Annotated in this window: 23 protein-coding genes; 19 read left to right on the top strand and 4 right to left on the bottom strand. The window is 71.1% G+C overall.

Annotated elements, in window-relative coordinates:
• Positions 1 to 3 precede the first annotated feature (3 nt).
• From rpsE to CXR04_RS13425, 15 genes are all read left to right on the top strand, one after another.
• Complete coding sequence (gene rpsE / locus CXR04_RS13495) at positions 4 to 606, top strand: 30S ribosomal protein S5 (RefSeq protein ID WP_101422266.1); 603 nt, start codon at positions 4 to 6, stop codon at positions 604 to 606.
• Positions 606 to 788 carry a 50S ribosomal protein L30 gene (rpmD, locus tag CXR04_RS13490; protein ID WP_018834830.1) on the top strand — a complete coding sequence of 61 codons (183 nt, stop codon included), beginning with the start codon at positions 606 to 608 and terminating at the stop codon, positions 786 to 788. The genes rpsE and rpmD overlap by 1 nt, the downstream gene beginning before the upstream one ends.
• Position 789: 1 nt before the next feature.
• Positions 790 to 1260, top strand: coding sequence for a 50S ribosomal protein L15 (rplO, locus tag CXR04_RS13485; protein WP_101422264.1), 471 nt, complete (start codon positions 790 to 792; stop codon positions 1258 to 1260).
• 196 nt (positions 1261 to 1456) lie between these two features.
• Positions 1457 to 2770 carry a preprotein translocase subunit SecY gene (secY, locus tag CXR04_RS13480; RefSeq protein ID WP_101422262.1) on the top strand — a complete coding sequence of 438 codons (1314 nt, stop codon included), beginning with the start codon at positions 1457 to 1459 and terminating at the stop codon, positions 2768 to 2770.
• On the top strand, positions 2770 to 3438 hold the full coding sequence (locus CXR04_RS13475; RefSeq protein WP_101422260.1) for an adenylate kinase: 669 nt from the start codon (positions 2770 to 2772) through the stop codon (positions 3436 to 3438). The genes secY and CXR04_RS13475 overlap by 1 nt, the downstream gene beginning before the upstream one ends.
• A gap of 281 nt (positions 3439 to 3719) precedes the next feature.
• Positions 3720 to 4556 carry a type I methionyl aminopeptidase gene (gene map / locus CXR04_RS13470; protein WP_101422258.1) on the top strand — a complete coding sequence of 279 codons (837 nt, stop codon included), beginning with the start codon at positions 3720 to 3722 and terminating at the stop codon, positions 4554 to 4556.
• A 176-nt stretch (positions 4557 to 4732) separates the two neighbouring features.
• Positions 4733 to 4954, top strand: coding sequence for a translation initiation factor IF-1 (gene infA, locus CXR04_RS13465; RefSeq protein ID WP_003948620.1), 222 nt, complete (start codon positions 4733 to 4735; stop codon positions 4952 to 4954).
• Between the two features lie 58 nt (positions 4955 to 5012).
• The gene (gene rpmJ, locus CXR04_RS13460) at positions 5013 to 5126 is read left to right on the top strand and encodes a 50S ribosomal protein L36 (protein WP_009740505.1); all 114 of its coding nucleotides are present in this window, start codon (positions 5013 to 5015) and stop codon (positions 5124 to 5126) included.
• A gap of 194 nt (positions 5127 to 5320) precedes the next feature.
• Positions 5321 to 5701: a 30S ribosomal protein S13 gene (gene rpsM / locus CXR04_RS13455; protein WP_101422256.1), complete on the top strand. Its 381-nt coding sequence runs from the start codon at positions 5321 to 5323 to the stop codon at positions 5699 to 5701.
• A gap of 69 nt (positions 5702 to 5770) precedes the next feature.
• Positions 5771 to 6175 (top strand): 30S ribosomal protein S11, encoded by a 405-nt coding sequence (rpsK, locus tag CXR04_RS13450; RefSeq protein ID WP_101422254.1) that lies wholly within the window; start codon positions 5771 to 5773, stop codon positions 6173 to 6175.
• A 27-nt stretch (positions 6176 to 6202) separates the two neighbouring features.
• Positions 6203 to 6829: a 30S ribosomal protein S4 gene (gene rpsD / locus CXR04_RS13445; protein ID WP_101422252.1), complete on the top strand. Its 627-nt coding sequence runs from the start codon at positions 6203 to 6205 to the stop codon at positions 6827 to 6829.
• Between the two features lie 117 nt (positions 6830 to 6946).
• On the top strand, positions 6947 to 7969 hold the full coding sequence (locus CXR04_RS13440; protein WP_018834822.1) for a DNA-directed RNA polymerase subunit alpha: 1023 nt from the start codon (positions 6947 to 6949) through the stop codon (positions 7967 to 7969).
• Positions 7970 to 8046: 77 nt separating this feature from the next.
• Positions 8047 to 8610: a 50S ribosomal protein L17 gene (gene rplQ / locus CXR04_RS13435; protein ID WP_101422250.1), complete on the top strand. Its 564-nt coding sequence runs from the start codon at positions 8047 to 8049 to the stop codon at positions 8608 to 8610.
• Positions 8611 to 8684: 74 nt separating this feature from the next.
• On the top strand, positions 8685 to 9539 hold the full coding sequence (gene truA, locus CXR04_RS13430; RefSeq protein ID WP_101422248.1) for a tRNA pseudouridine(38-40) synthase TruA: 855 nt from the start codon (positions 8685 to 8687) through the stop codon (positions 9537 to 9539).
• A gap of 399 nt (positions 9540 to 9938) precedes the next feature.
• The gene (locus tag CXR04_RS13425; RefSeq protein WP_101422247.1) at positions 9939 to 11627 is read left to right on the top strand and encodes a glycoside hydrolase family 3 protein; all 1689 of its coding nucleotides are present in this window, start codon (positions 9939 to 9941) and stop codon (positions 11625 to 11627) included.
• A gap of 68 nt (positions 11628 to 11695) precedes the next feature.
• On the opposite strand, the gene CXR04_RS13420 is transcribed toward CXR04_RS13425, so the two are convergent.
• Both CXR04_RS13420 and CXR04_RS13415 read right to left on the bottom strand, forming a co-directional pair.
• Positions 11696 to 12658, bottom strand: coding sequence for an NAD-dependent epimerase/dehydratase family protein (locus CXR04_RS13420; protein WP_101422245.1), 963 nt, complete (start codon positions 12656 to 12658; stop codon positions 11696 to 11698).
• Between the two features lie 84 nt (positions 12659 to 12742).
• A complete protein-coding gene (locus CXR04_RS13415) occupies positions 12743 to 13612 on the bottom strand; it encodes a hypothetical protein (protein WP_101422242.1) in 870 nt (289 codons plus the stop codon).
• Between the two features lie 155 nt (positions 13613 to 13767).
• On the opposite strand from CXR04_RS13415, the gene CXR04_RS13410 reads away from it, so the two are divergent.
• The 4 genes from CXR04_RS13410 (at position 13768) to glmM (ending at position 18190) form a co-directional block, all read left to right on the top strand.
• Positions 13768 to 15399, top strand: a complete 1632-nt coding sequence (locus CXR04_RS13410) for an ABC-F family ATP-binding cassette domain-containing protein (RefSeq protein ID WP_101422240.1) — start codon at positions 13768 to 13770, stop codon at positions 15397 to 15399.
• 263 nt (positions 15400 to 15662) lie between these two features.
• Complete coding sequence (rplM, locus tag CXR04_RS13405; RefSeq protein ID WP_027772201.1) at positions 15663 to 16106, top strand: 50S ribosomal protein L13; 444 nt, start codon at positions 15663 to 15665, stop codon at positions 16104 to 16106.
• Positions 16107 to 16148: 42 nt separating this feature from the next.
• On the top strand, positions 16149 to 16646 hold the full coding sequence (gene rpsI / locus CXR04_RS13400) for a 30S ribosomal protein S9 (RefSeq protein ID WP_101422238.1): 498 nt from the start codon (positions 16149 to 16151) through the stop codon (positions 16644 to 16646).
• Between the two features lie 179 nt (positions 16647 to 16825).
• Positions 16826 to 18190, top strand: coding sequence for a phosphoglucosamine mutase (gene glmM, locus CXR04_RS13395; RefSeq protein WP_101422236.1), 1365 nt, complete (start codon positions 16826 to 16828; stop codon positions 18188 to 18190).
• A 73-nt stretch (positions 18191 to 18263) separates the two neighbouring features.
• On the opposite strand, the gene CXR04_RS13390 is transcribed toward glmM, so the two are convergent.
• Together CXR04_RS13390 and coaA are read right to left on the bottom strand one after the other, a co-directional pair.
• Complete coding sequence (locus CXR04_RS13390; protein ID WP_101422234.1) at positions 18264 to 19250, bottom strand: DUF389 domain-containing protein; 987 nt, start codon at positions 19248 to 19250, stop codon at positions 18264 to 18266.
• Between the two features lie 109 nt (positions 19251 to 19359).
• Positions 19360 to 20334 (bottom strand): type I pantothenate kinase, encoded by a 975-nt coding sequence (coaA, locus tag CXR04_RS13385; protein WP_101422232.1) that lies wholly within the window; start codon positions 20332 to 20334, stop codon positions 19360 to 19362.
• Positions 20335 to 20432: the final 98 nt, after the last annotated feature.

Raw genomic sequence — 20432 nt, 5'->3', positions numbered from 1 at the left:
CCAATGGCTGGACCCCAGCGCCGCGGTGGCGGCGCCGGCGGCGGCGAGCGGCGGGACCGGAAGGGCCGGGACGGCGGCGGTGCTGCCGACAAGACCGCGTATGTTGAGCGCGTTGTCGCGATCAACCGAGTCGCCAAGGTAGTGAAGGGTGGTCGTCGCTTCAGCTTCACCGCGCTGGTCGTGGTGGGTGACGGTGACGGCACCGTGGGTGTCGGGTACGGGAAGGCCAAGGAGGTGCCGGCCGCTATCGCCAAGGGTGTCGAGGAGGCCAAGAAGCACTTCTTCAAGGTCCCCCGGATCCAGGGCACCATCCCGCACCCGATCCAGGGTGAGGAGGCCGCGGGTGTCGTGCTGCTGAAGCCGGCGTCGCCCGGTACCGGTGTGATCGCCGGTGGCCCGGTGCGTGCCGTGCTGGAGTGCGCGGGCATCCACGACGTGCTGAGCAAGTCGCTCGGCTCGTCCAACCCGATCAACATCGTGCACGCCACGACGGCCGCACTGAAGGGCCTGCAGCGCCCCGAGGAGATCGCCGCCCGCCGTGGCCTGCCGCTGGAGGACGTGGCGCCTGCCGCAATGCTGCGCGCCCGCGCTGGGGTGAACGGCTGATGGCACAGCTCAAGATCACCCAGAGCAAGTCCTACATCGGGAGCAAGCAGAACCACCGGGACACGCTGCGTACGCTCGGCCTGCGCCGGCTCCACGACAGCGTGGTCCGCGATGACAGTCCCCAGGTGCGCGGCATGGTGCACACCGTCCGCCACCTGGTGACGGTCGAGGAGGTCGACTGACATGGCCGTCCAGGACGCGGCGGAGCAGAAGCCGCTGAAGATCCACAACCTGCGGCCGGCCCCGGGCGCCAAGAAGCCGAAGACCCGCGTGGGTCGAGGCGAGGCGTCCAAGGGCAAGACCGCGGGCCGCGGCACCAAGGGCACCAAGGCCCGCTACCAGGTGCCGGAGCGCTTCGAGGGCGGGCAGATGCCGCTGCACATGCGGCTGCCGAAGCTCAAGGGCTTCAAGAACCCCGCCCGCAAGGTGTACCAGGTGGTGAACCTGGACAAGCTGGCCGAGCTCTACCCCCAGGGTGGCGAGGTCACGGTGGCCGATCTGGTCGCCAAGGGCGCGGTGCGCAAGAACGAGCTCGTGAAGGTGCTGGGCAACGGGGACCTCTCCGTGGCGCTGCAGGTGGCCGTCGACAAGGTCTCCGGCTCCGCCCGCGAGAAGATCACCGCTGCCGGCGGCTCGGTCACCGAGCGCGTCTGAGTGTGACGAGCAACCGGGGATGTCCCGCATGGGCATCCCCGGTTGGTCGTTCCACGGCAGCCGCACCCCCCGGTAAGGTGGCGTGCACTGTCCCTACCCATGTGGGCGTACGCCTGCGTGGGACGTCTACCGACCATCCGCTGAACAAATGACCCGTCAGCCCCCGTGATCAAGCATGGGGGCCGCAGGAGGCACCGTGCTCACCGCGTTCGCCCGGGCGTTCAAGACACCCGACCTGCGCAAGAAGCTGCTGTTCGTGCTGGGCATCATCGTGATCTACCGGCTCGGTGCGCAGGTTCCAGTCCCCGGAACCGACTACCAGGCCGTGCAGCAATGCATGGACGAGGCCAACGCCAACCAGGGCCTGTTCGGCCTGGTCAACATGTTCAGCGGTGGGGCCCTCCTGCAGATCACCATCTTCGCGCTGGGGATTATGCCGTACATCACGGCGAGCATCATCCTGCAGTTGCTGACGGTGGTGATCCCGCGGCTGGAGGCCCTGAAGAAGGAGGGCCAGTCCGGCACCGCGAAGATCACACAGTACACGCGCTATCTGACCGTCGCCCTCGCGATTCTGCAGGGCACCGGTCTGGTCGCCACGGCGCGTAGCGGCTCGCTCTTCCCGCAGTGTCAGGTCAACGACCAGATCATCCCCGACGACTCCATCTTCATCGTCATCACCATGGTGATCTGCATGACCGCCGGTACGGCGATGGTCATGTGGCTCGGCGAGCTGATCACCGACCGCGGCATCGGCAACGGCATGTCGATGCTGATGTTCATCTCGATCGCCGCCGGCTTCCCCGGCGCCCTCTGGAACATCAAGCAGTCCGGCAAGATCATCGACGGCTGGGGCGAGTTCATCGTCGTCATCGCGCTCGGCCTGGCGATGGTCGGCCTGGTGGTCTTCGTCGAGCAGGCGCAGCGCCGCATCCCCGTGCAGTACGCGAAGCGCATGATCGGGCGCCGTTCCTACGGCGGCACCTCGACGTACATCCCGCTGAAGGTCAACCAGGCGGGCGTCATCCCGGTGATCTTCGCGTCCTCGCTGCTCTACATTCCCGCCCTGGTGGTCCAGTTCACCGGCTCCAACTCGGGCGCGGCGCAATGGGTCGAGAAGAACTTCGTCACCGGTGATCACCCGGTGTACATCCTCACGTACTTCCTCATGATCGTGTTCTTCGCGTTCTTCTACGTGGCCATCACGTTCAACCCCGAGGAAGTCGCGGACAACATGAAGAAGTACGGTGGCTTCATCCCGGGCATCCGGGCCGGCCGTCCCACCGCGGAGTACCTGAGCTACGTGCTCAACAGGATCACCTGGCCGGGCTCGCTCTATCTGGGTCTGATCGCGCTGGTACCGACAGTGGCGTTGGTGCTGTTCAACGCGAACCAGAACTTCCCCTTCGGTGGCACGAGCATCCTCATCATCGTGGGTGTCGGGCTTGAGACGGTGAAGCAGATCGAGAGCAAGCTGCAGCAGCATCACTACGAAGGGTTCCTCCGCTGATGCGAATCGTCCTCGTCGGGCCTCCCGGTGCGGGCAAGGGCACGCAGGCCGCCCTGCTCGCCAAGAACCTGTCCATTCCGCACGTCTCCACCGGTGACCTCTTCCGTGCCAACATCAGCGAGGGCACGGAGCTGGGCCGCCAGGCGAAGGCGTACATGGAGGCGGGCAACCTGGTTCCGGACGAGGTAACCGTGGGGATGGCCTGGGACCGCATGGAGCAGCCCGACGCTGCCCGCGGATTCCTGCTGGACGGCTTTCCGCGGAACGTGGCGCAGGCGGTGGCGCTCGACGGGCTGCTGAAGGAGGCCGGGCTGGAGCTGGACGCCGTGCTCGACCTGGAGGTGCCGGAGGACGAGGTCGTCAAGCGCATCGCGGGCCGGCGGATCTGCCGGAACGACAGCAGCCACGTCTTCCACGTCACGTACTCCCCGCCGGAGCGCGAGGGCGTGTGCGACATCTGCGGCGGCGAGCTGTACCAGCGCGACGACGACAACGAGGACACGGTCCGGCGCCGGCTGGAGGTCTACCACGAGGAGACCGAGCCGATCATCGACTACTTCAAGGCCCAGGGCCTGGTGACGACGATCTCGGCGCTCGGTTCGGTCGCCGAGGTCACCCGGCGGGCGATGCAGGCGCTGCCCGGTGAGGTCCCCGCAGACCGGTCCTGAGCCGCCCGCAGCAGCCGCGGAACACCCAGCCGGTCCCCGCCCGCCCGCGGGGGCCGGCTGACGCGGTTCCACGGCCCGTACGGGCCCCTGCACGGCCCGTGGCGCCCGGGGCGCGTACGGATCCTTGCGCCACGGCCCGTACGTCCCCCCGTACGACCTCTGTACGACCTCTGTACGACCCTTCTACGCCCACCGCACCGGCCCCCGCCCGGAGGCCCGCGGCGGGCCCGTATCGTGGACGGGGGAGACGTCCCTCGCCGGCCCAGGAGGCAGCAGCCGTCATGGTGGAGATCAAGACCCCGGAACAGATCGCGAAGATGCGGGCCGCCGGCCTCGTCGTCGCGGCCATGCACCAGGCGTGCGCCGCCGCCGCCGTGCCCGGGGCCACCACGAAGGACCTCGACGAGATCGCCGCCAAGGTCCTCGCCGACCACGGCGCCAAGCCGAACTTCCTGGGGTACGGGGGCTTCCCCGGCAACATCTGCACGTCGGTCAACGACGTCGTCGTCCACGGCATCCCGGACCGCGAGACCGTGCTGCGCGAGGGCGACGTGATCTCCATCGACGCCGGCGCCATCGTCGACGGCTGGCACGCGGACGCCGCCATCACCGCCTTCGTCGGCTCCGGACACAAGGCGGAGCTGCACGAGCTGAGCCGGGTGACCGAGGAGTCCATGTGGGCCGGCATCGCGGCCGTCCGCAAGGGCAACCGGCTGGTGGACATCTCCGCCGCCGTCGAGGGCTACATCCGCCGCCAGCCGCGCCCGGCCGCCGGCAAGTACGGCATCGTCGAGGACTACGGCGGCCACGGCATCGGCTCGCAGATGCACATGGACCCGCACCTGCTGAACTACGTCGACAGGCGCCGCGGCCGCGGCCCCAAGCTCGTCCCGGGCTTCTGCATCGCGATCGAGCCGATGGTCAGCCTCGGCACCCCGCGCACGCACGTGCTGGCCGACGAGTGGACGGTCAAGACGGACGACGGAAGCTGGTCGAGCCACTGGGAGCACTCCGTGGCTCTCACCGAGGCCGGCCCGCTGGTGCTGACGGCCCCGGACGGCGGCCGCGAGAAGCTCGCGGCGTACGGGATCACGGCGGCCCCGGACCCGCTGGACTGAGGCCGCGGCGCACCCGGGGGCGCCCGGTTCGCCGGGTGCTTAATGATCTTGCGGAGCGGGCACACTCCCGATTTCGCCTTTCTGGTGCGGTCGCGTAGACTGACTCGTCGGTCCCCGTGCACCCGTGTGCCCCGGACCATCCAGGTAGCCGAATCCGGAAGGTGAAGCGCTCAAGCATGGCCAAAAAACAAGGGGCCATCGAGATCGAGGGCACCGTCGTCGAGTCTCTGCCGAACGCGATGTTCAAGGTGGAGCTCCAGAACGGGCACCAGGTCCTCGCGCACATCAGCGGCAAGATGCGGATGCACTACATCCGTATCCTTCCCGACGACAGGGTCGTGGTGGAGTTGTCTCCGTACGACCTGACGCGCGGACGGATCGTCTACCGCTACAAGTAGATCTTGCTTCGTCCCGCTCCCGTGGGGCGGGGCACCGACCCGGAGAACCTCCAGACACATGAAGGTCAAGCCGAGCGTCAAGAAGATCTGCGACAAGTGCAAGGTGATCCGCCGCCACGGCAGGGTCATGGTCATCTGCGAAAACCTGCGCCACAAGCAGCGCCAGGGCTGACGTACGCCGACCCATTGCCTCGCACCGCTCGCAGCTCCTCGCGCGACGCAACAAGCGAAAAGTAAGAAGCAGCCACCCGACCCCCACGAACGTGTGTGGGACGAAACCCCCGGCTCGGAGGCCGGGGACCCGGCTCGTAGCGAAATACGGGAACGGTGCTGCGGAAGACCTCCGACAAGACACAGGAGCCTTCAATGGCACGCGTTGCAGGTGTCGACATCCCGCGCGAGAAGCGCGTGGAGGTCGCCCTCACCTATGTGTTCGGCATCGGCCGGACGCTCTCCCAGCAGACGCTGGCCGCGACCGGGGTGAGCCCCGACACCCGCGTCCGCGATCTGACCGAGGAAGAGCTCGTCCAGATCCGCGAGTTCGTGGACAACAACCTCAGGACCGAGGGTGACCTCCGCCGCGAGATCCAGGCGGACATCCGGCGCAAGGTCGAGATCGGCTGCTACCAGGGCCTGCGGCACCGCCGCGGACTGCCCGTCCACGGTCAGCGCACCTCCACCAACGCCCGCACCCGCAAGGGCCCGCGTCGCGCCATCGCCGGCAAGAAGAAGCCGGGCAAGAAGTAGTCCGCAGCGGTCCGCTCCGTGCGCCCGCATCGCTGCAGGACCGACCACCTCCACGGGAGATAACACCGAATGCCTCCGAAGAGCCGAACGGCCGGGGCCAAGAAGGTCCGCCGCAAGGAAAAGAAGAACGTGGCCCATGGCCACGCTCACATCAAGAGCACGTTCAACAACACGATCATCTCGATCACCGACCCGTCCGGGAACGTGATCTCGTGGGCCTCCGCCGGCCATGTCGGCTTCAAGGGCTCGCGCAAGTCGACGCCCTTCGCCGCCCAGATGGCCGCCGAGTCCGCCGCCCGCCGTGCCCAGGAGCACGGCATGCGCAAGGTCGACGTCTTCGTGAAGGGTCCCGGCTCCGGCCGTGAGACCGCGATCCGCTCCCTCCAGGCCACCGGCCTCGAGGTCGGGTCCATCCAGGACGTCACCCCCACCCCGCACAACGGCTGCCGCCCGCCGAAGCGCCGCCGGGTCTGAGAAAAGCGAAGTAGGAGACGACAAGACATGGCGCGTTACACCGGGGCCGACTGCAAACGTTGCCGTCGGGAGAAGATGAAGCTCTTCCTCAAGGGAGCCAAGTGCGAGAGCGCTAAGTGCCCGATCGAGATCCGTCCTTACCCCCCGGGTGAGCACGGGCGCGGGCGCACAAAGGACAGCGAGTACCTGCTGCAGAAGCGCGAGAAGCAGAAGTGCGCGCGCATCTACGGGGTGCTGGAGAAGCAGTTCCGCGGTTACTACAACGAGGCCAACCGGCAGTCCGGCAAGACCGGTGAGAACCTGCTGCGCATCCTCGAAACACGGCTGGACAACGTCGTCTACCGGGCCGGCTTCGCCAAGTCCCGCGACCACGCCCGCCAGCTCGTCCGGCACGGCCACATCACGGTCAACGGGCGCAAGACCGACATCCCGTCGGCCCGCGTCGTGCCGAGCGACATCATCGAGGTCCGCGAGTCCTCCAGGAACCTGACCCCCTTCGCGGTGGCGCAGGCGGAGGCCGGCGACAGGACCGTCCCGGCCTGGCTGGAGGCGATCCCGTCCAAGCTGCGGATCCTCGTGCACAGCCTGCCCGAGCGCCAGGTGATCGACACCCAGGTGCAGGAGCAGCTCATCGTCGAGCTCTACTCGAAGTAAGTCTTCGGGCGGAAGTTCGCAGGTACGGGCGGTATGGCGCGTTTGCGCCGTGCCGCCCGTACCCTGGTCGGTACAGCGGGCGTCAAATAGCGGGCGCCCACGACTGAAGGAACAGACATGCTGATCGCTCAGCGTCCCTCTCTCACCGAAGAGGTCGTCGAGGAGTACCGCTCCCGGTTCGTCATCGAGCCGCTGGAGCCCGGCTTCGGCTACACCCTCGGCAACTCCCTGCGCCGTACGCTCCTCTCCTCGATCCCGGGTGCCGCAGTCACCAACATCCGGATCGACGGCGTTCTGCACGAGTTCACCACCGTGCCGGGCGTCAAGGAGGACGTCACCGACCTCATCCTCAACATCAAGCAGCTCGTCATCTCCTCCGAGCACGACGAGCCCGTCGTGATGTACCTGCGCAAGCAGGGCCCCGGTGTCGTGACGGCCGCGGACATCGCCCCGCCTGCCGGTGTGGAGGTGCACAACCCGGACCTGGTCCTGGCCACGCTCAACGGCAAGGGCAAGCTGGAGATGGAGCTGACCGTCGAGCGCGGCCGCGGCTACGTCTCCGCCGTGCAGAACAAGCAGGTCGGCCAGGAGATCGGCCGGATCCCGGTCGACTCCATCTACTCGCCGGTCCTCAAGGTCAGCTACAAGGTCGAGGCGACCCGTGTCGAGCAGCGCACGGACTTCGACAAGCTGATCGTCGACATCGAGTCCAAGCCGTGCATGCGCCCCCGTGACGCGGTGGCCTCCGCCGGCAAGACCCTGGTCGAGCTCTTCGGCCTGGCCCGCGAGCTGAACATCGACGCCGAAGGCATCGACATGGGCCCGTCCCCCACGGACGCCGCCCTGGCCGCGGACCTGGCGCTGCCGATCGAGGAGCTGGAGCTCACGGTCCGCTCGTACAACTGCCTCAAGCGCGAGGGCATCCACTCGGTGGGCGAGCTGGTGGCCCGCTCCGAGGCGGACCTCCTCGACATCCGCAACTTCGGCGCCAAGTCGATCGACGAGGTCAAGGCGAAGCTGGCCGGCATGGGCCTGGCCCTCAAGGACAGCCCGCCCGGATTCGACCCCACCTCGGCCGCCGACACCTTCGGTGCCGACGACGACGCCGACGCCGGCTTCGTCGAGACCGAGCAGTACTGATGTCCCGGGGGGCGCCACGCCCCCCGGACCCCGATCACCGGTACCTGACACGGCCGGTGCGGTAAAGGAGAAACACCATGCCGAAGCCCACCAAGGGCGCCCGACTGGGCGGCGGCGCGGCGCACGAGCGCGCCATGCTGCGGAACCTGGCCACCGCTCTCTTCGAGCACGGTCGCATCACGACGACCGAGGCCAAGGCCCGCAGGCTGCGTCCGTACGCCGAGCGGCTGGTGACCAAGGCGAAGAAGGGCGACCTTCACAACCGCCGCCAGGTCATGCAGCTCATCTCGGACAAGAGCGTGGTGCACACGCTGTTCACCGAGATCGGTCCGCGGTACGACAACCGCCCGGGCGGCTACACCCGGATCACCAAGATCGGCAACCGTCGCGGCGACAACGCCAAGATGGCGGTGATCGAGCTGGTCGAGGCGCTGACCGTGCAGCAGGAGGCGGTCGGCGAGGCCGAGGCGGCGACGAAGCGCTCCGCGAAGGACGTGGCGGGCGAGGAGGCGGCGGCCGGTCTGAAGAAGGACGCGGAGGCCGCCGAGGCGGCGGACGCCGCTGAGGCCGAGGCGGGCGAGGCCGAGGCTTCGTCCGAGGCCGGCGAGTCCGCCGAGGGCAAGGACGCCAAGGACGCCTGACGCGCGTTCGTGCATGACGACGGGCCCGTTTCCCTCCGGGGGAGCGGGCCCGTCGCGCTGAGAGGAACAGGGCAGTGAGTGACGAGGTGGCGGCCGGCTTCGTACGGGTGCGGCTGGACCTGTCGTACGACGGGAGCGGCTTCTCCGGCTGGGCGCGGCAGCGCGAGGGCCAGCGGACGGTACAGGAGGAGCTGGAGACGGCGCTGCGCGTCGTCCTGCGGGCGTCCGCGCCGTACGAGCTGACGGTGGCGGGCCGTACGGACGCGGGGGTGCACGCGCGGGGGCAGGTGGCGCACGTCGACCTGCCGGAGCCGGTGTGGGCGGAGCAGGGGGAGCGGGGAGAGCTGCTGCTGCGGCGGCTGGCGGGGCGGCTGCCGCACGATGTCCGGGTCTGGCGGGTGACCGCCGCACCGCCGCACTTCAACGCCCGGTTCTCGGCGATCTGGCGCCGCTACGCGTACCGCGTCGGCGACGACCCCGGCGGCGTCGACCCGCTGCTGCGCGGGCACGTGCTGTGGCACAACCGGCCGCTCGACGCCGCCGCGATGAACGCGGCGGCGGAGCTGCTGCTGGGGGAGCACGACTTCGCGGCCTTCTGCAAGCGCCGGGAGGGGGCGACGACGATCCGGCGGCTGCTGGACCTGCGGTGGTCGCGGCGGGCGGACGGGGTGCTGGAGGCGACGGTCAAGGCGGACGCCTTCTGCCACAACATGGTGCGGGCGCTGGTCGGCGCGATGCTTTTCGTCGGCGACGGGCACCGGGAGCCGGAGTGGGTGGGGCGGGTGCTGGGGGCGGCGGTGCGGGACTCGGCGGTGCAGGTCGTGCGTCCGCACGGGCTGACGCTGGAGGAGGTGGGCTACCCGCCGGACGAGGCCCTGGCAGCCCGCAACACGGCCTCCCGCCGCCTCCGCACCCTGGGCACGAGCTAGGGGTCTCCCCCTCCCGGACCCCGGGGGCGCGGCCCCCGGACCCCGGCGGCTGCGCGTTCGCGGGCGGGCGTGCGTGCGGGTCAGGGCTGGTCCGGACGCCGGGTGCGGGGGGCTGTCCCCGATCCCGCCCCTTCCCGAAACCGGGGGCTCCGCCCCCCCCGGACCCCGTTGCATCTCCTGAGCCCCTCCTCCGCCCCCGGCGGGTGACCTGTGCCCCCAGTCCCGTGTGCCTGGGCCACTCGCGCCCCCGGCATAGGTTGGGTGACGAGCATGCGTCTCCTTGCCGCTTTCTGTTCTCTCCTTCTCCTCGGCGCCTGCGCCGCCCCCTCCTCCCTCGACCCCGACTCCCGGCCCCCTGCGCCCCCTGCCCGCTGTCGCGGTCTCGACTGTCTGCCTCACATGACCCTCGCCGAGAAGGCCGGGCAGATGATCCAGGTGCAGAACGCCTTCCTCGGCGACCCCCGCGACCTCGCCCGTCTCGGCATCGGCGCCATGCTCAGCGCCGGCGACGACGGCGGCCCACGCGGCGGAGGCAACGACGCCGCCGCCTGGGCCCGGATGACCGACGGGTATCAGCGGGCCGCCCTGCGCAGCAGGCTGCGTATTCCGTTGCTCTACGGTGCCGACGCCGTGCACGGCATGAGCGGCATCACCGGGTCCGTGATCTTCCCGCACCACATCGGCATGGGCGCCACCCGCGCCCCCGCGCTCGTCCGCCGCGCCGAGCGCGTCGCGCGGGACGAGACGCTGGGCGCCGGGGTGCGGTGGGCGTTCACGCCGTGCGTGTGCGTGCCGCAGGACGTGCGGTGGGGGCGTACGTACGAGGGCTACGCCGAGGATCCCGCCCTCGTGGGGAAACTCGGCGCCGCCTCCGTGCGCGGGTTCCAGGGGGCCGCCCTCGGCCCCCGCTCCGTGCTCGCCACCGCCAAGCACTACCTCGGCGACGGCGGCACCGCCTACGGCACCGCCGCCGGCGAAGGCCGGCTCCTGGACCAGGGCGACGTACGGGTCACAGAAGAGGAGCTGCGCCGCGTCCACCTCGCCCCGTACCGCGACGCCATCGCCGCCGGCGTCGGCTCCGTCATGGCCAGCTACAGCAGCGTCCACGGCACGAAGACCCACGGCGACCGCCGGCTCCTCACCGGCGTGCTCAAAGGCGAACTCGGCTTCCGCGGCTTCGTCGTCAGCGACTACGACGCCGTGCAGCAGCTCCCCGGCAAGGACCTCGCCGCCCAGGTAGCGCGTGCCGTCAACGCCGGCGTCGACATGGTCATGGTCTCCAGGGACCACCGCGGCGTGCACCGCGCAATCGTCGGCGGCGTCCGCCGCGGGGACATCCCCCTCCAGCGCGTGGACGACGCCGTACGCCGCATCCTCGCCGCCAAGGACCGCCTCGGGCTCTTCGACCGCCCCTTCACCGACCCCGCCCGCACCGCCGCCGTCGGCTCCCCCCGCCACCGCGCCGTCGCGCGCCAGGCCGTACGGGCCTCGCAGGTGCTGCTCCGCAACGAGCGCGGCGCGCTGCCGCTCCCGCGGCGCGGCCCGTACCGCATCGTCGTCGGCGGCAACGGCGCCGACGACCTGGGGCGGCAGCTCGGCGGCTGGTCGGTCGGCTGGCAGGGCGGTACGGGGCGGACGACGCGGGGGACGACGTTCCTCCAGGCGCTGCGGGCCGCCACCGCCGGCACCGGCATCGAGGTGGCGACCGAGGGGCGCGGCGACGTCGGGATCTGGGTCGGCGGCGAGGATCCGTACGCGGAGTGGTCCGGCGACTCCGGGACCCTGGCGCTGGGCGCGCGGAACGAGGCCGGTCTCGCCGACGTGTGCGGGCGTGCGAAGACCTGCGTGGGCGTCCTGTACTCCGGGCGGCCGCTGGTGCTGGGGGAGGCCCTGGCGCGCACGGACGCCTTCGTGGCGGCCTGGCTGCCGGGGACGGAGGCCCGCGGCATCACGGACGCGCTCTTCGGGGCCGGGTTCAGCGGGCGGCTGCCGGTCACCTGGCCGCGCCGGGCGGCGGACGCGGCGGTGTCCCGGGAGGCCGGCTCGGAGCCGCTGTTCCGGTACGGGTACGGGCTCCGGCCCTACTGAAGGGGTGGGGGGCCCGTTGCGGTGTGGCTTCCTGCGGGGACGGGCCCCCCGCCCCCGTCGCCCTGCCCCTACCTCGCCGCGAACACCTCCGTGAACCCCTCCCGCCACGTCGGGTGCCCCGGCTGCCACCCCAGCTCGCTCTTGGCCTTGTCGTTCGACGCCCCCCGGCCCTCCGTCATCACCATCGTCACCCACTTCCCCGCCGCCAGCCGCGCCAGCCACACCGGCACCCGCCGCGGCGGCCGCGCGCCCATCGCCGCCGCCAGCCGCGGCAGCCACTCCTTCTGCGCCGCGGGGTCGTCGTCCGTGATGTTGTAGATGCCCGGCGTGCCCCGTTCCACCGCCGCGGCCGTCGCCGCCGCCGCGTCCTCGATGTGGATCAGCGACAGCACTCCCTCGCCGCGGCCCACCACCGGCAGGAGGCGCCTGCGCACCATCTCCGCCTGCTCGCCGCCCGGGTAGATCGTCGTGCCGGGGCCGTAGAAGCCGCCGTAGCGCAGGACGATGCCCTCGATGCCGGGGGCGGTGGTGACCGCCTCCTCCAGGTGCTTCATGGCGCCAAGGCTCTGCTCGGTGCCGGGGGGAGGGGTGGTGTCGAGCGGGTCTTCCTCGGTCTTGATCCGGCTGCCTTCGCGCTTGTACGGCCAGCCGGCGAAGCTCTGCGCGATGAACCGGCGGGTGCCGGTGTCGGCGGCCGCCGCCAGCAGGTTGTCGGTGCCCTCGCTGCGCAGCCGGTTGGTGGTGGCGAAGACGGTGTCGAGGTTGCGGAGTTCGCGGGCGCTCAGGTCGGTCTGCTGGGAGAGGGCCGTGGCCTCGTGCACGATCACCTCGGGGGCGGCGTCCGCCACGGCCTCCCGTACGGCCGCCGGGTCGAGCACGTCGAGCACGACCGGCTCCGCGCCCGCCGCGCGCAGCCGCTCCGTCTTCGCCTCGCTCGTGGTGGTGCCGGTGACGGTGTGTCCGGCCGCGGTGAGGAGGGGTACGAGTCGGCTGCCGAGGGCGCCCGTGGCGCCGGTGACCAGGATTTTCATGAGTCCAGCGGACCACCGCGCGCGCCCTCGTACCACGCGGGTTGCCCCGTTCGGGGGCTGTCCTCGCCCGAAAGGCGGACGGGGCTACTGCTCGGTTGACTTCAGGGCCTGCTCCCGGCCGCGGTCCATGATGCGGCGGTAGACGTACGCGCCGGTGTCCCGTACGGCCTCGCTCGTCGGGCCGTCGTCGGCGGTGACGGCCTTGCCGTCGGCGTAGCCGGCGATGGTGAAGTAGGCGTAGCGGCCGAGGGTGTTGCTCGTTAGCCGGCAGGCGGTGGCGCGGCAGAACTCGGGGACGCCCTGGCCGGGCAGCGACTCCAGGTTGCCGTTCGCCTGCTCGGCGGTGCGGGCGGCCGGGCCCTCGTCGGCGAAGGCGGCGACGCCGACGGTGACCGCCATGCCCTCGCGGGTGAACGTGGCGCGCAGCAGCCGGTCGCAGCCGTTGGCGGTGAGGATCTTGCCGAGCTTGCTGGAGGCGCCGGAGGCGCACTCGCGGGTGCTGTGAGTGGCCCTGCGCTCGTACGTGTGGCCGCTGACGGTGATCTTCTCGTTGGGGAAGAAGCTGTCGACGGTCAGCGGGGCCGTGTCCTTGTCCGCGGAGGCGATGAACTCCTTGGGGTCCGGCGGCGGGGCCACCGAGGAGAACGACGGGTCGCCCTTGCCGCTCTCGCTCCCCGCGCCGGATATCCGGTCCTCCGAGGCGCTGCTCGACGGATCGTCGTCGCCGCCGGAGGTGGTGACGACCGCCGCGGCGACCGCGCCGGCTATCACGACCGTGGCCAGCGCCCCGCCGACGATCGTCAGCAGCCGCCGCTTGCGGCGCCGCTCGGCGGCCGCGGAGTCGGCGAGCGCGCTCCAGTCGGGCGCGGGCCCGCCGGATCCCGGCGGACCGAAGCCCGATCCCTGCCCCTGCCCCCCGGGGCCGCCGTAGCCGCCCCCCTGCCCGAAGCTCATGGCGGGCATCTTAACCGGGCCCACCGTCACCCGGACGGCGGCGTGGGGGCGTTGGGCGCCGCGGGGGCGGTCCGGGGGCGTACGGGACGGGCGGGTCCCGTACGGCGCGGAAAACCCGTTTCGCCGTGGCGCCGCGGGCCGGGAGGATGGGGTGCATGGGACACCTGGAGGCCGCGCACCTGGAGTACTACCTGCCGGACGGGCGGCCGCTGCTCGGCGACGTCTCGTTCCGCGTCGGCGAGGGCGCCGCCGTGGCGCTGGTGGGGGCCAACGGGGCGGGGAAGACGACCTTGCTGCGGCTGCTCGCCGGGGAGCTGCAGCCGCACGGCGGCAGCATCTCGACCGGCGGCGGGCTGGGCGTGATGCCGCAGTTCGTCGGCTCGGTGCGGGACGAGCGTACGGTTCGTGACCTGCTGGTCTCCGTCGCCCAGCCGCGGATCCGGACGGCCGCGGCGGCGGTCGACGAGGCCGAGTCGGCGATCATGGAGCGCGACGACGAGCGCGCCCAGCTCGCGTACGCGCAGGCGCTGAGCGACTGGGCGGAGGCCCGGGGGTACGAGGCGGAGACGCTGTGGGACAAGTGCACGATGGCCGCCCTGGGCGTGCCGTACGAGCGGGCCCAGTGGCGCGAGGTGCGTACGTTGTCGGGCGGCGAGCAGAAGCGGCTCGTGCTGGAGGCGCTGCTGCGCGGTACGGACGAGGTGCTGCTGCTCGACGAGCCGGACAACTATCTGGACGTACCGGGCAAGTTGTGGCTGGAGCAGCAGCTCCGGGAGACGCAGAAGACCGTGCTCTTCGTCAGCCACGACCGGGAGCTGCTGGCGCGCAGCGCGGAGAAGATCGTCAGCGTCGAGCCGAGCCCCGCGGGCAGCGACGTGTGGGTGCACGGGGGCGGCTTCGGCACGTACCACGAGGCGCGCAAGGAGCGCTTCGAGCGGTTCGAGGAGCTGCGCAGGCGCTGGGACGAGGAGCACGCGAAGCTCAAGCGGCTGGTCATCATGTACAAGCAGAAGGCCGCGTTCAACTCCGACATGGCCTCGCGCTACCGGGCCGCGCAGACGCGGCTGCGGAAGTTCGAGGAGGCGGGACCGCCGATGGCGCCGCCGCGGGAGCAGGACATCCGGATGCGGCTGCGCGGCGGGCGGACCGGGGTGCGGGCGATCACCTGCGAGGAGCTGGAGCTGAGCGGGCTGATGAGCCCGTTCTCGCTGGAGGTCTTCTACGGGGAGCGGGTCGCGGTGCTGGGCTCGAACGGCTCGGGGAAGTCGCACTTCCTGCGGCTGCTGGCGGGGAGCCCCACGGGAGAGGCAGTGGCGCACGGCGGGATGTGGAAGCTGGGCGCCCGCGTGGTGCCGGGGCACTTCGCGCAGACCCACGCGCACCCGGAGCTGCAGGGGCGCACCCTGCTGGACATCCTGTGGAAGGACCACGCGAAGGACAAGGGCGCGTCGATGTCGGCCCTGCGCAGGTACGAGCTGGACCGGGCGGCGGAGCAGCCCTTCGACCGGCTCTCGGGCGGCCAGCAGGCCCGGTTCCAGATCCTGCTGCTGGAGCTGGAGGGGTCGACGGCGCTGCTGCTCGACGAGCCGACGGACAACCTCGACCTGGAGAGCGCGGAGGCGCTCCAGGAGGGGCTTGAGGCGTACGAGGGGACGGTGCTGGCGGTGACGCACGACCGCTGGTTCGCGCGCAGCTTCGACCGGTTCCTGCTCTTCGGCGCGGACGGCCGGGTCCGGGAGACGCCGGAGGCGGTCTGGGACGAGGGCCGGGTGGCCCGGCGGCGTTGATCTTCCGGGCCTGACGTGGGCCGGGCCTGCGTGCGGGGGAGCGGCAGGGGTGTTTTGACCTGGTGGTGCGGGCCCCGGTATTCTGCTGGATTGTTGTGCGTATTGGCTGCTCGTTCTCACGCGTGAGGCCGTTACGCCTGGTCCACCAGGACGATTGATCAGCGATCAGCCGTCGGTTTGCGTCGCCGGCGCGGTCTACTGCTGCCGTGATCTCCGGGTGACCTTGTCAGAGAACACCCACTGAAGAAGCGAAGGCTACGACCGTGCGTACGTACAGCCCCAAGCCCGGCGACGTCCAGCGTCAGTGGCACGTCATCGACGCCACCGACGTCGTTCTGGGCCGCCTGGCCTCCCAGGTCGCCCAGTTGCTGCGTGGCAAGCACAAGCCGGTGTACGCGCCTCACGTCGACGCTGGTGACTTCGTCATCATCATCAACGCCGACAAGGTGCACCTCTCCGGCAACAAGCGGACCCAGAAGCTGGCCTACCGCCACTCCGGCTACCCCGGCGGTCTCCGTTCCGTCCGCTACGACGAGCTGATGGACAAGAACCCGGAGAAGGCCGTCGAGAAGGCCGTCCGCGGCATGCTGCCCAAGAACACCCTGGGCCGTCAGATGCTCAGCAAGCTGAAGGTGTACCGCGGTGCCGAGCACCCGCACGCCGCTCAGCAGCCGGTCCCGTACGAGATCACCCAGGTCGCGCAGTAGTCCCGGCCACACCCCCTAGAGACAGAGAAGCTGAGGAGAATCGTGGCTGAGACCACCGCTGAGGCGCCCGTCGAGGACGTCGAGGAGTACACCACCGAGACGCCCGCCGAGGACTACACCACCGAGTCCGTCGCGGCGCGCTTCGGCGACCCGCAGCCGGCCGCGGGCACCGGGCGCCGCAAGAACGCCATCGCCCGGGTGCGCATCGTCCCGGGCTCCGGCAAGTGGAAGATCAACGGCCGCACCCTGGAGGGCTACTTCCCCAACAAGGTGCACCAGCAGGAAGTCAACGAGCCCTTCAAGGTGCTGGAGCTCGACGACCGTTACGACGTCGTCGCCCGCATCGCAGGCGGCGGCATCTCCGGCCAGGCCGGTGCGCTGCGCCTGGGCGTGGCCCGTGCGCTCAACGAGGCGGACGCGGAGAACAACCGCGGCGCGCTGAAGAAGGCCGGCTTCCTGACCCGTGACGACCGCGCGGTCGAGCGGAAGAAGGCCGGTCTGAAGAAGGCCCGTAAGGGAACGCAGTACAGCAAGCGCTGATCATCGTACTGCTACTGTGCTCAGCCCCGGCGGCCCCCGGAGAGATCCGGGAGGGCGCCGGGGCGCGCTTGTATGGTCGGCATACGGTCCGCGGGTATGGTCACGTGAGGACTTTTAACGGTCCGTAGTCGAACGTACTCGCTCAGAATTGAGCACTCGGGAGCACTCGGAGGAGATCAGTGGGACGACTCTTCGGCACCGATGGCGTGCGCGGCGTCGCCAACGCGGACCTCACCGCGGAGATGGCCCTCGGGCTGTCCGTGGCGGCGGCACACGTGCTCGCCATCGCCGACGCCGCCCAGCCGGCCGACCAGCGCCCGAAGGCGGTGGTCGGGCGCGATCCACGGGCGTCCGGAGAGTTCCTGGAGGCGGCCGTCGTCGCCGGACTGGCCAGCGCGGGCGTCGATGTGCTGCGCGTCGGCGTGCTGCCGACCCCCGCGGTCGCGTACCTCACCGGCGCGCTCGGCGCCGACCTCGGCGTGATGCTCTCCGCCAGCCACAACCCGATGCCCGACAACGGCGTGAAGTTCATCGCCCGCGGCGGCCACAAGCTCTCCGACGAGCTGGAAGACGAGATCGAGGAGCTTTACCACAAGCACGAGCGCGGCGAGCCCTGGGAGCGCCCGACCGGCTCCGGCGTCGGCCGCGTCCAGCGCTACGAGCAGGGCTTCGACCGCTACGTCGCCCATCTGCTCGGCGTCCTGCCGCACCGCCTCGACGGGCTCAAGGTCGTCGTCGACGGCGCCCACGGTGCCGCCGCCCGCGTCTCCCCCGAGGCGTTCCAGCGGGCCGGTGCCGAGGTGATCCCCATCGGCACCGACCCCACCGGCCTCAACATCAATGACGGCTACGGTTCCACCCACCTCGACCAGCTCAGCGCCGCCGTCGTCGAGCACGGCGCCGACCTCGGCATCGCCCACGACGGCGACGCCGACCGCTGCCTCGCCGTCGACGCGGCCGGCAAGGAGATCGACGGCGACCAGATCCTCGCCGTCCTCGCCCTCGGGCTGCGCGAGGCCGGCCGGCTGCGCGAGAACACCGTCGTCGCCACCGTCATGTCCAACCTCGGCTTCAAGCTCGCGCTGGAGCGCGAGGGCGTGGACCTGATCCAGACCGCCGTCGGCGACCGCTACGTGCTGGAGGAGATGAAGCGCGGCGGCTACGCCCTCGGCGGCGAGCAGTCCGGCCACGTCATCGTCCTCGACCACGCCACCACCGGCGACGGCACCCTCACCGGCCTGCTGCTCGCCTCCCGGGTGGCCGCCAGCGGCCGGCCGCTGGCGGAGCTGGCGGCGGTGATGGACCGGCTGCCGCAGGTGCTGATCAACGTGCGGGACGTCGACAAGTCCCGGGTCGCCAGCTCCCCGGAGCTGCGCCAGGCCGTCCTGGAGGCGGAGCGGGAGCTGGGCGCCACGGGGCGGGTGCTGTTGCGCTCGTCCGGTACGGAGCCGGTGGTGCGGGTCATGGTGGAGGCGGCCGACATCGACCAGGCGCGGTCGGTGGCGGGGAAGCTCGCGGACGTGGTGAAGTCGGCGCTGGGCTGAGGCGGTTGCCGCTGCCGTAGTTGTTGACTGTCCTACGCCGTACGGGGCGCCCGCCCCGTACGGCGTACGGCCGTCAGAGCCGTCGCTGCGGCTGCTGCGCCGCGGCCCGGGACTGCTGGAGGTGCTGGCCGAGCGTCTGCTCCGTGTGCCAGGCCCAGTACAGCTTCTGCGCCAGCAGCGTCAGCGTCCCGGCGACGACGATGCCCAGCAGGTTGAGCAGCAACTGCTCGGACGAGCCGCGGGCCTGGCCCCAGTCGGCGTAGCTGACCGCGACCGCCGCGTTGGCCGCCGCCGGCACCGTCGTCACCGAGATCGCGACGCCCACCAGCGCCCCCGACTTCGACGACGTCAGCGACAGCGTGCCCGCCATGCCCGCCAGCAGCGCGACGATAAACGAGAACCAGTCGGGCGCGAAGATGAACCCCGTCTGCGGCCGAACGGCTTCCAGATCCGTCTCCGTGAACAGCCCGAAGGCGTCCATCATCACGCTGAAGGCCACCGTCAGTACCATCGCCGCCGCGAACCCCGCGAGCAGCGCCACCAGCGACCGCGCCACCAGCCGCGGCCGCCACTGCACCAGCGCCACGCACAGCCCCGCCACCGGGCCGAACTCCGGCCCCACCGCCATCGCGCCGACGATGAGGATCGCGCTGTCGATCATCACTCCGCAGGCGGCGAGCAGCGTGGCGACGCCGAGCATGGCGAGGTACGTGAGCGACAGCGTCGACTCCTCGTGCGTCTCCTCGACCAGCGACTCCCACACCACCGCGTCCGCCGCCTCGCCCGGCGCGGCCTCCTCGGCCTGGTCGGCGCGGCGCGAGAGCGTCAGGTCGACCTGGTCGACGCAGACCGCCCCCTCGTCGTACAGCCCGCGCACGCGCAGCTCCTGGAGCAGCTTGTCGGCGGCCTCGCGGGCGATGTCGCACAGCACCACGTCGCCCTCGGGATCGAGGGAGGCGCCGCGCAGCACGGCGAGGTGGGCGGTGCCGACGGTCTTGTGCAGAAGCCCGACGACTTCGGGGGTACGGGCGGCGGGGCACTGGATCCGCAGGTGCAGCATGCGCCGAGATTAGCGGGTGCCGGGAGGGTGGATTCCGTACAACCGTCCGACGGCGGGACGCCGGCCGGGGTGCCCGGCGGGGCGCGGGCGCGGTGGCGTAGCGCGCCCGCTAGAGCTTGCGCAGGGAGAGGCGCTGGACCTTGTGGTCCGGGCCCTTGCGCAGGATGAGGGTCGCGCGGCCGCGGGTCGGGGCGATGTTCTGGCGCAGGTTGGGCTCGTTGATCGTGCGCCAGTTGCGCTTCCCGTACGCCATCGCCTCGGCCTCCGGCACCTCGGCGTAGCGGCGGAAGTACGACAGGGGGTTCTGGAACGCCGTCTCGCGCAGCTTGCGGAACCGCTCGACGTACCAGCGCTCGATGTCCTCGATGCGGGCGTCCACGTACACGCTGAAGTCGAAGAAGTCGGCGAGCGTGACGCGGGTGCGGCCGTCGCGGCCGGGGAGCGCGGGCTGCAGGACGTTGAGGCCCTCGACGATGAGTATGTCGGGGCGCTGCACCTTCAGCCGCTCGCCGGGGACGATGTCGTACGTGAGGTGGTCGTAGACCGGCGCGGTGACCTCGTCCTTCCCGGACTTCACGTCGGCGACGAAGCGGGTCAGCGCGCGGCGGTCGTACGACTCGGGGAAGCCCTTGCGCGACATCAGCCCGCGGGCTTCGAGCTCGGCGTTGGGCAGCAGGAACCCGTCGGTGGTGACGAGTTCCACGCGCGGGTGCTCGGGCCAGCGCGCGAGCAGCGCCTGGAGCAGCCGCGCGACGGTCGACTTGCCGACGGCCACGCTGCCGGCGACGCCGATGACGAACGGGGTGCCGGCCTGGGGGCCCGCGGTCTCCCCGGGGCCGCCGAGAAAGGTGTTGACGGCGTCCCGCAGGCCGTGGGTGGCGCCGACGTAGAGGTTGAGCAGGCGGGAGAGGGGCAGGTAGACGTCCCGCACCTCGTCGAGGTCGACCACGTCGCCGAGGCCGCGCAGCCGCTCGACCTCCGCCGCGGACAGCGGGAGCGGGGTCCGGTCCCGCAGGGCGCTCCACTCGGCGCGGGAGAGATCGACGTACGGGGAGGGGCTGTGCGTGCTCGTCGGCGAGGCCACGGGGCCATTGTGCGCGGGCGGGCGGGGGGACGCGCGGGCGGGGCCTGTCGTACCTCTAGGCCGGGGCCGGGCGGAGGGTTATGGTCCGGATGCGTATT

Origin of the sequence: Streptomyces sp. CMB-StM0423 (assembly GCF_002847285.1) — a bacterium.
Taxonomy (GTDB): Bacteria; Actinomycetota; Actinomycetes; order Streptomycetales; family Streptomycetaceae; genus Streptomyces.
This window is presented reverse-complemented; position numbering and strand designations above follow the sequence as displayed.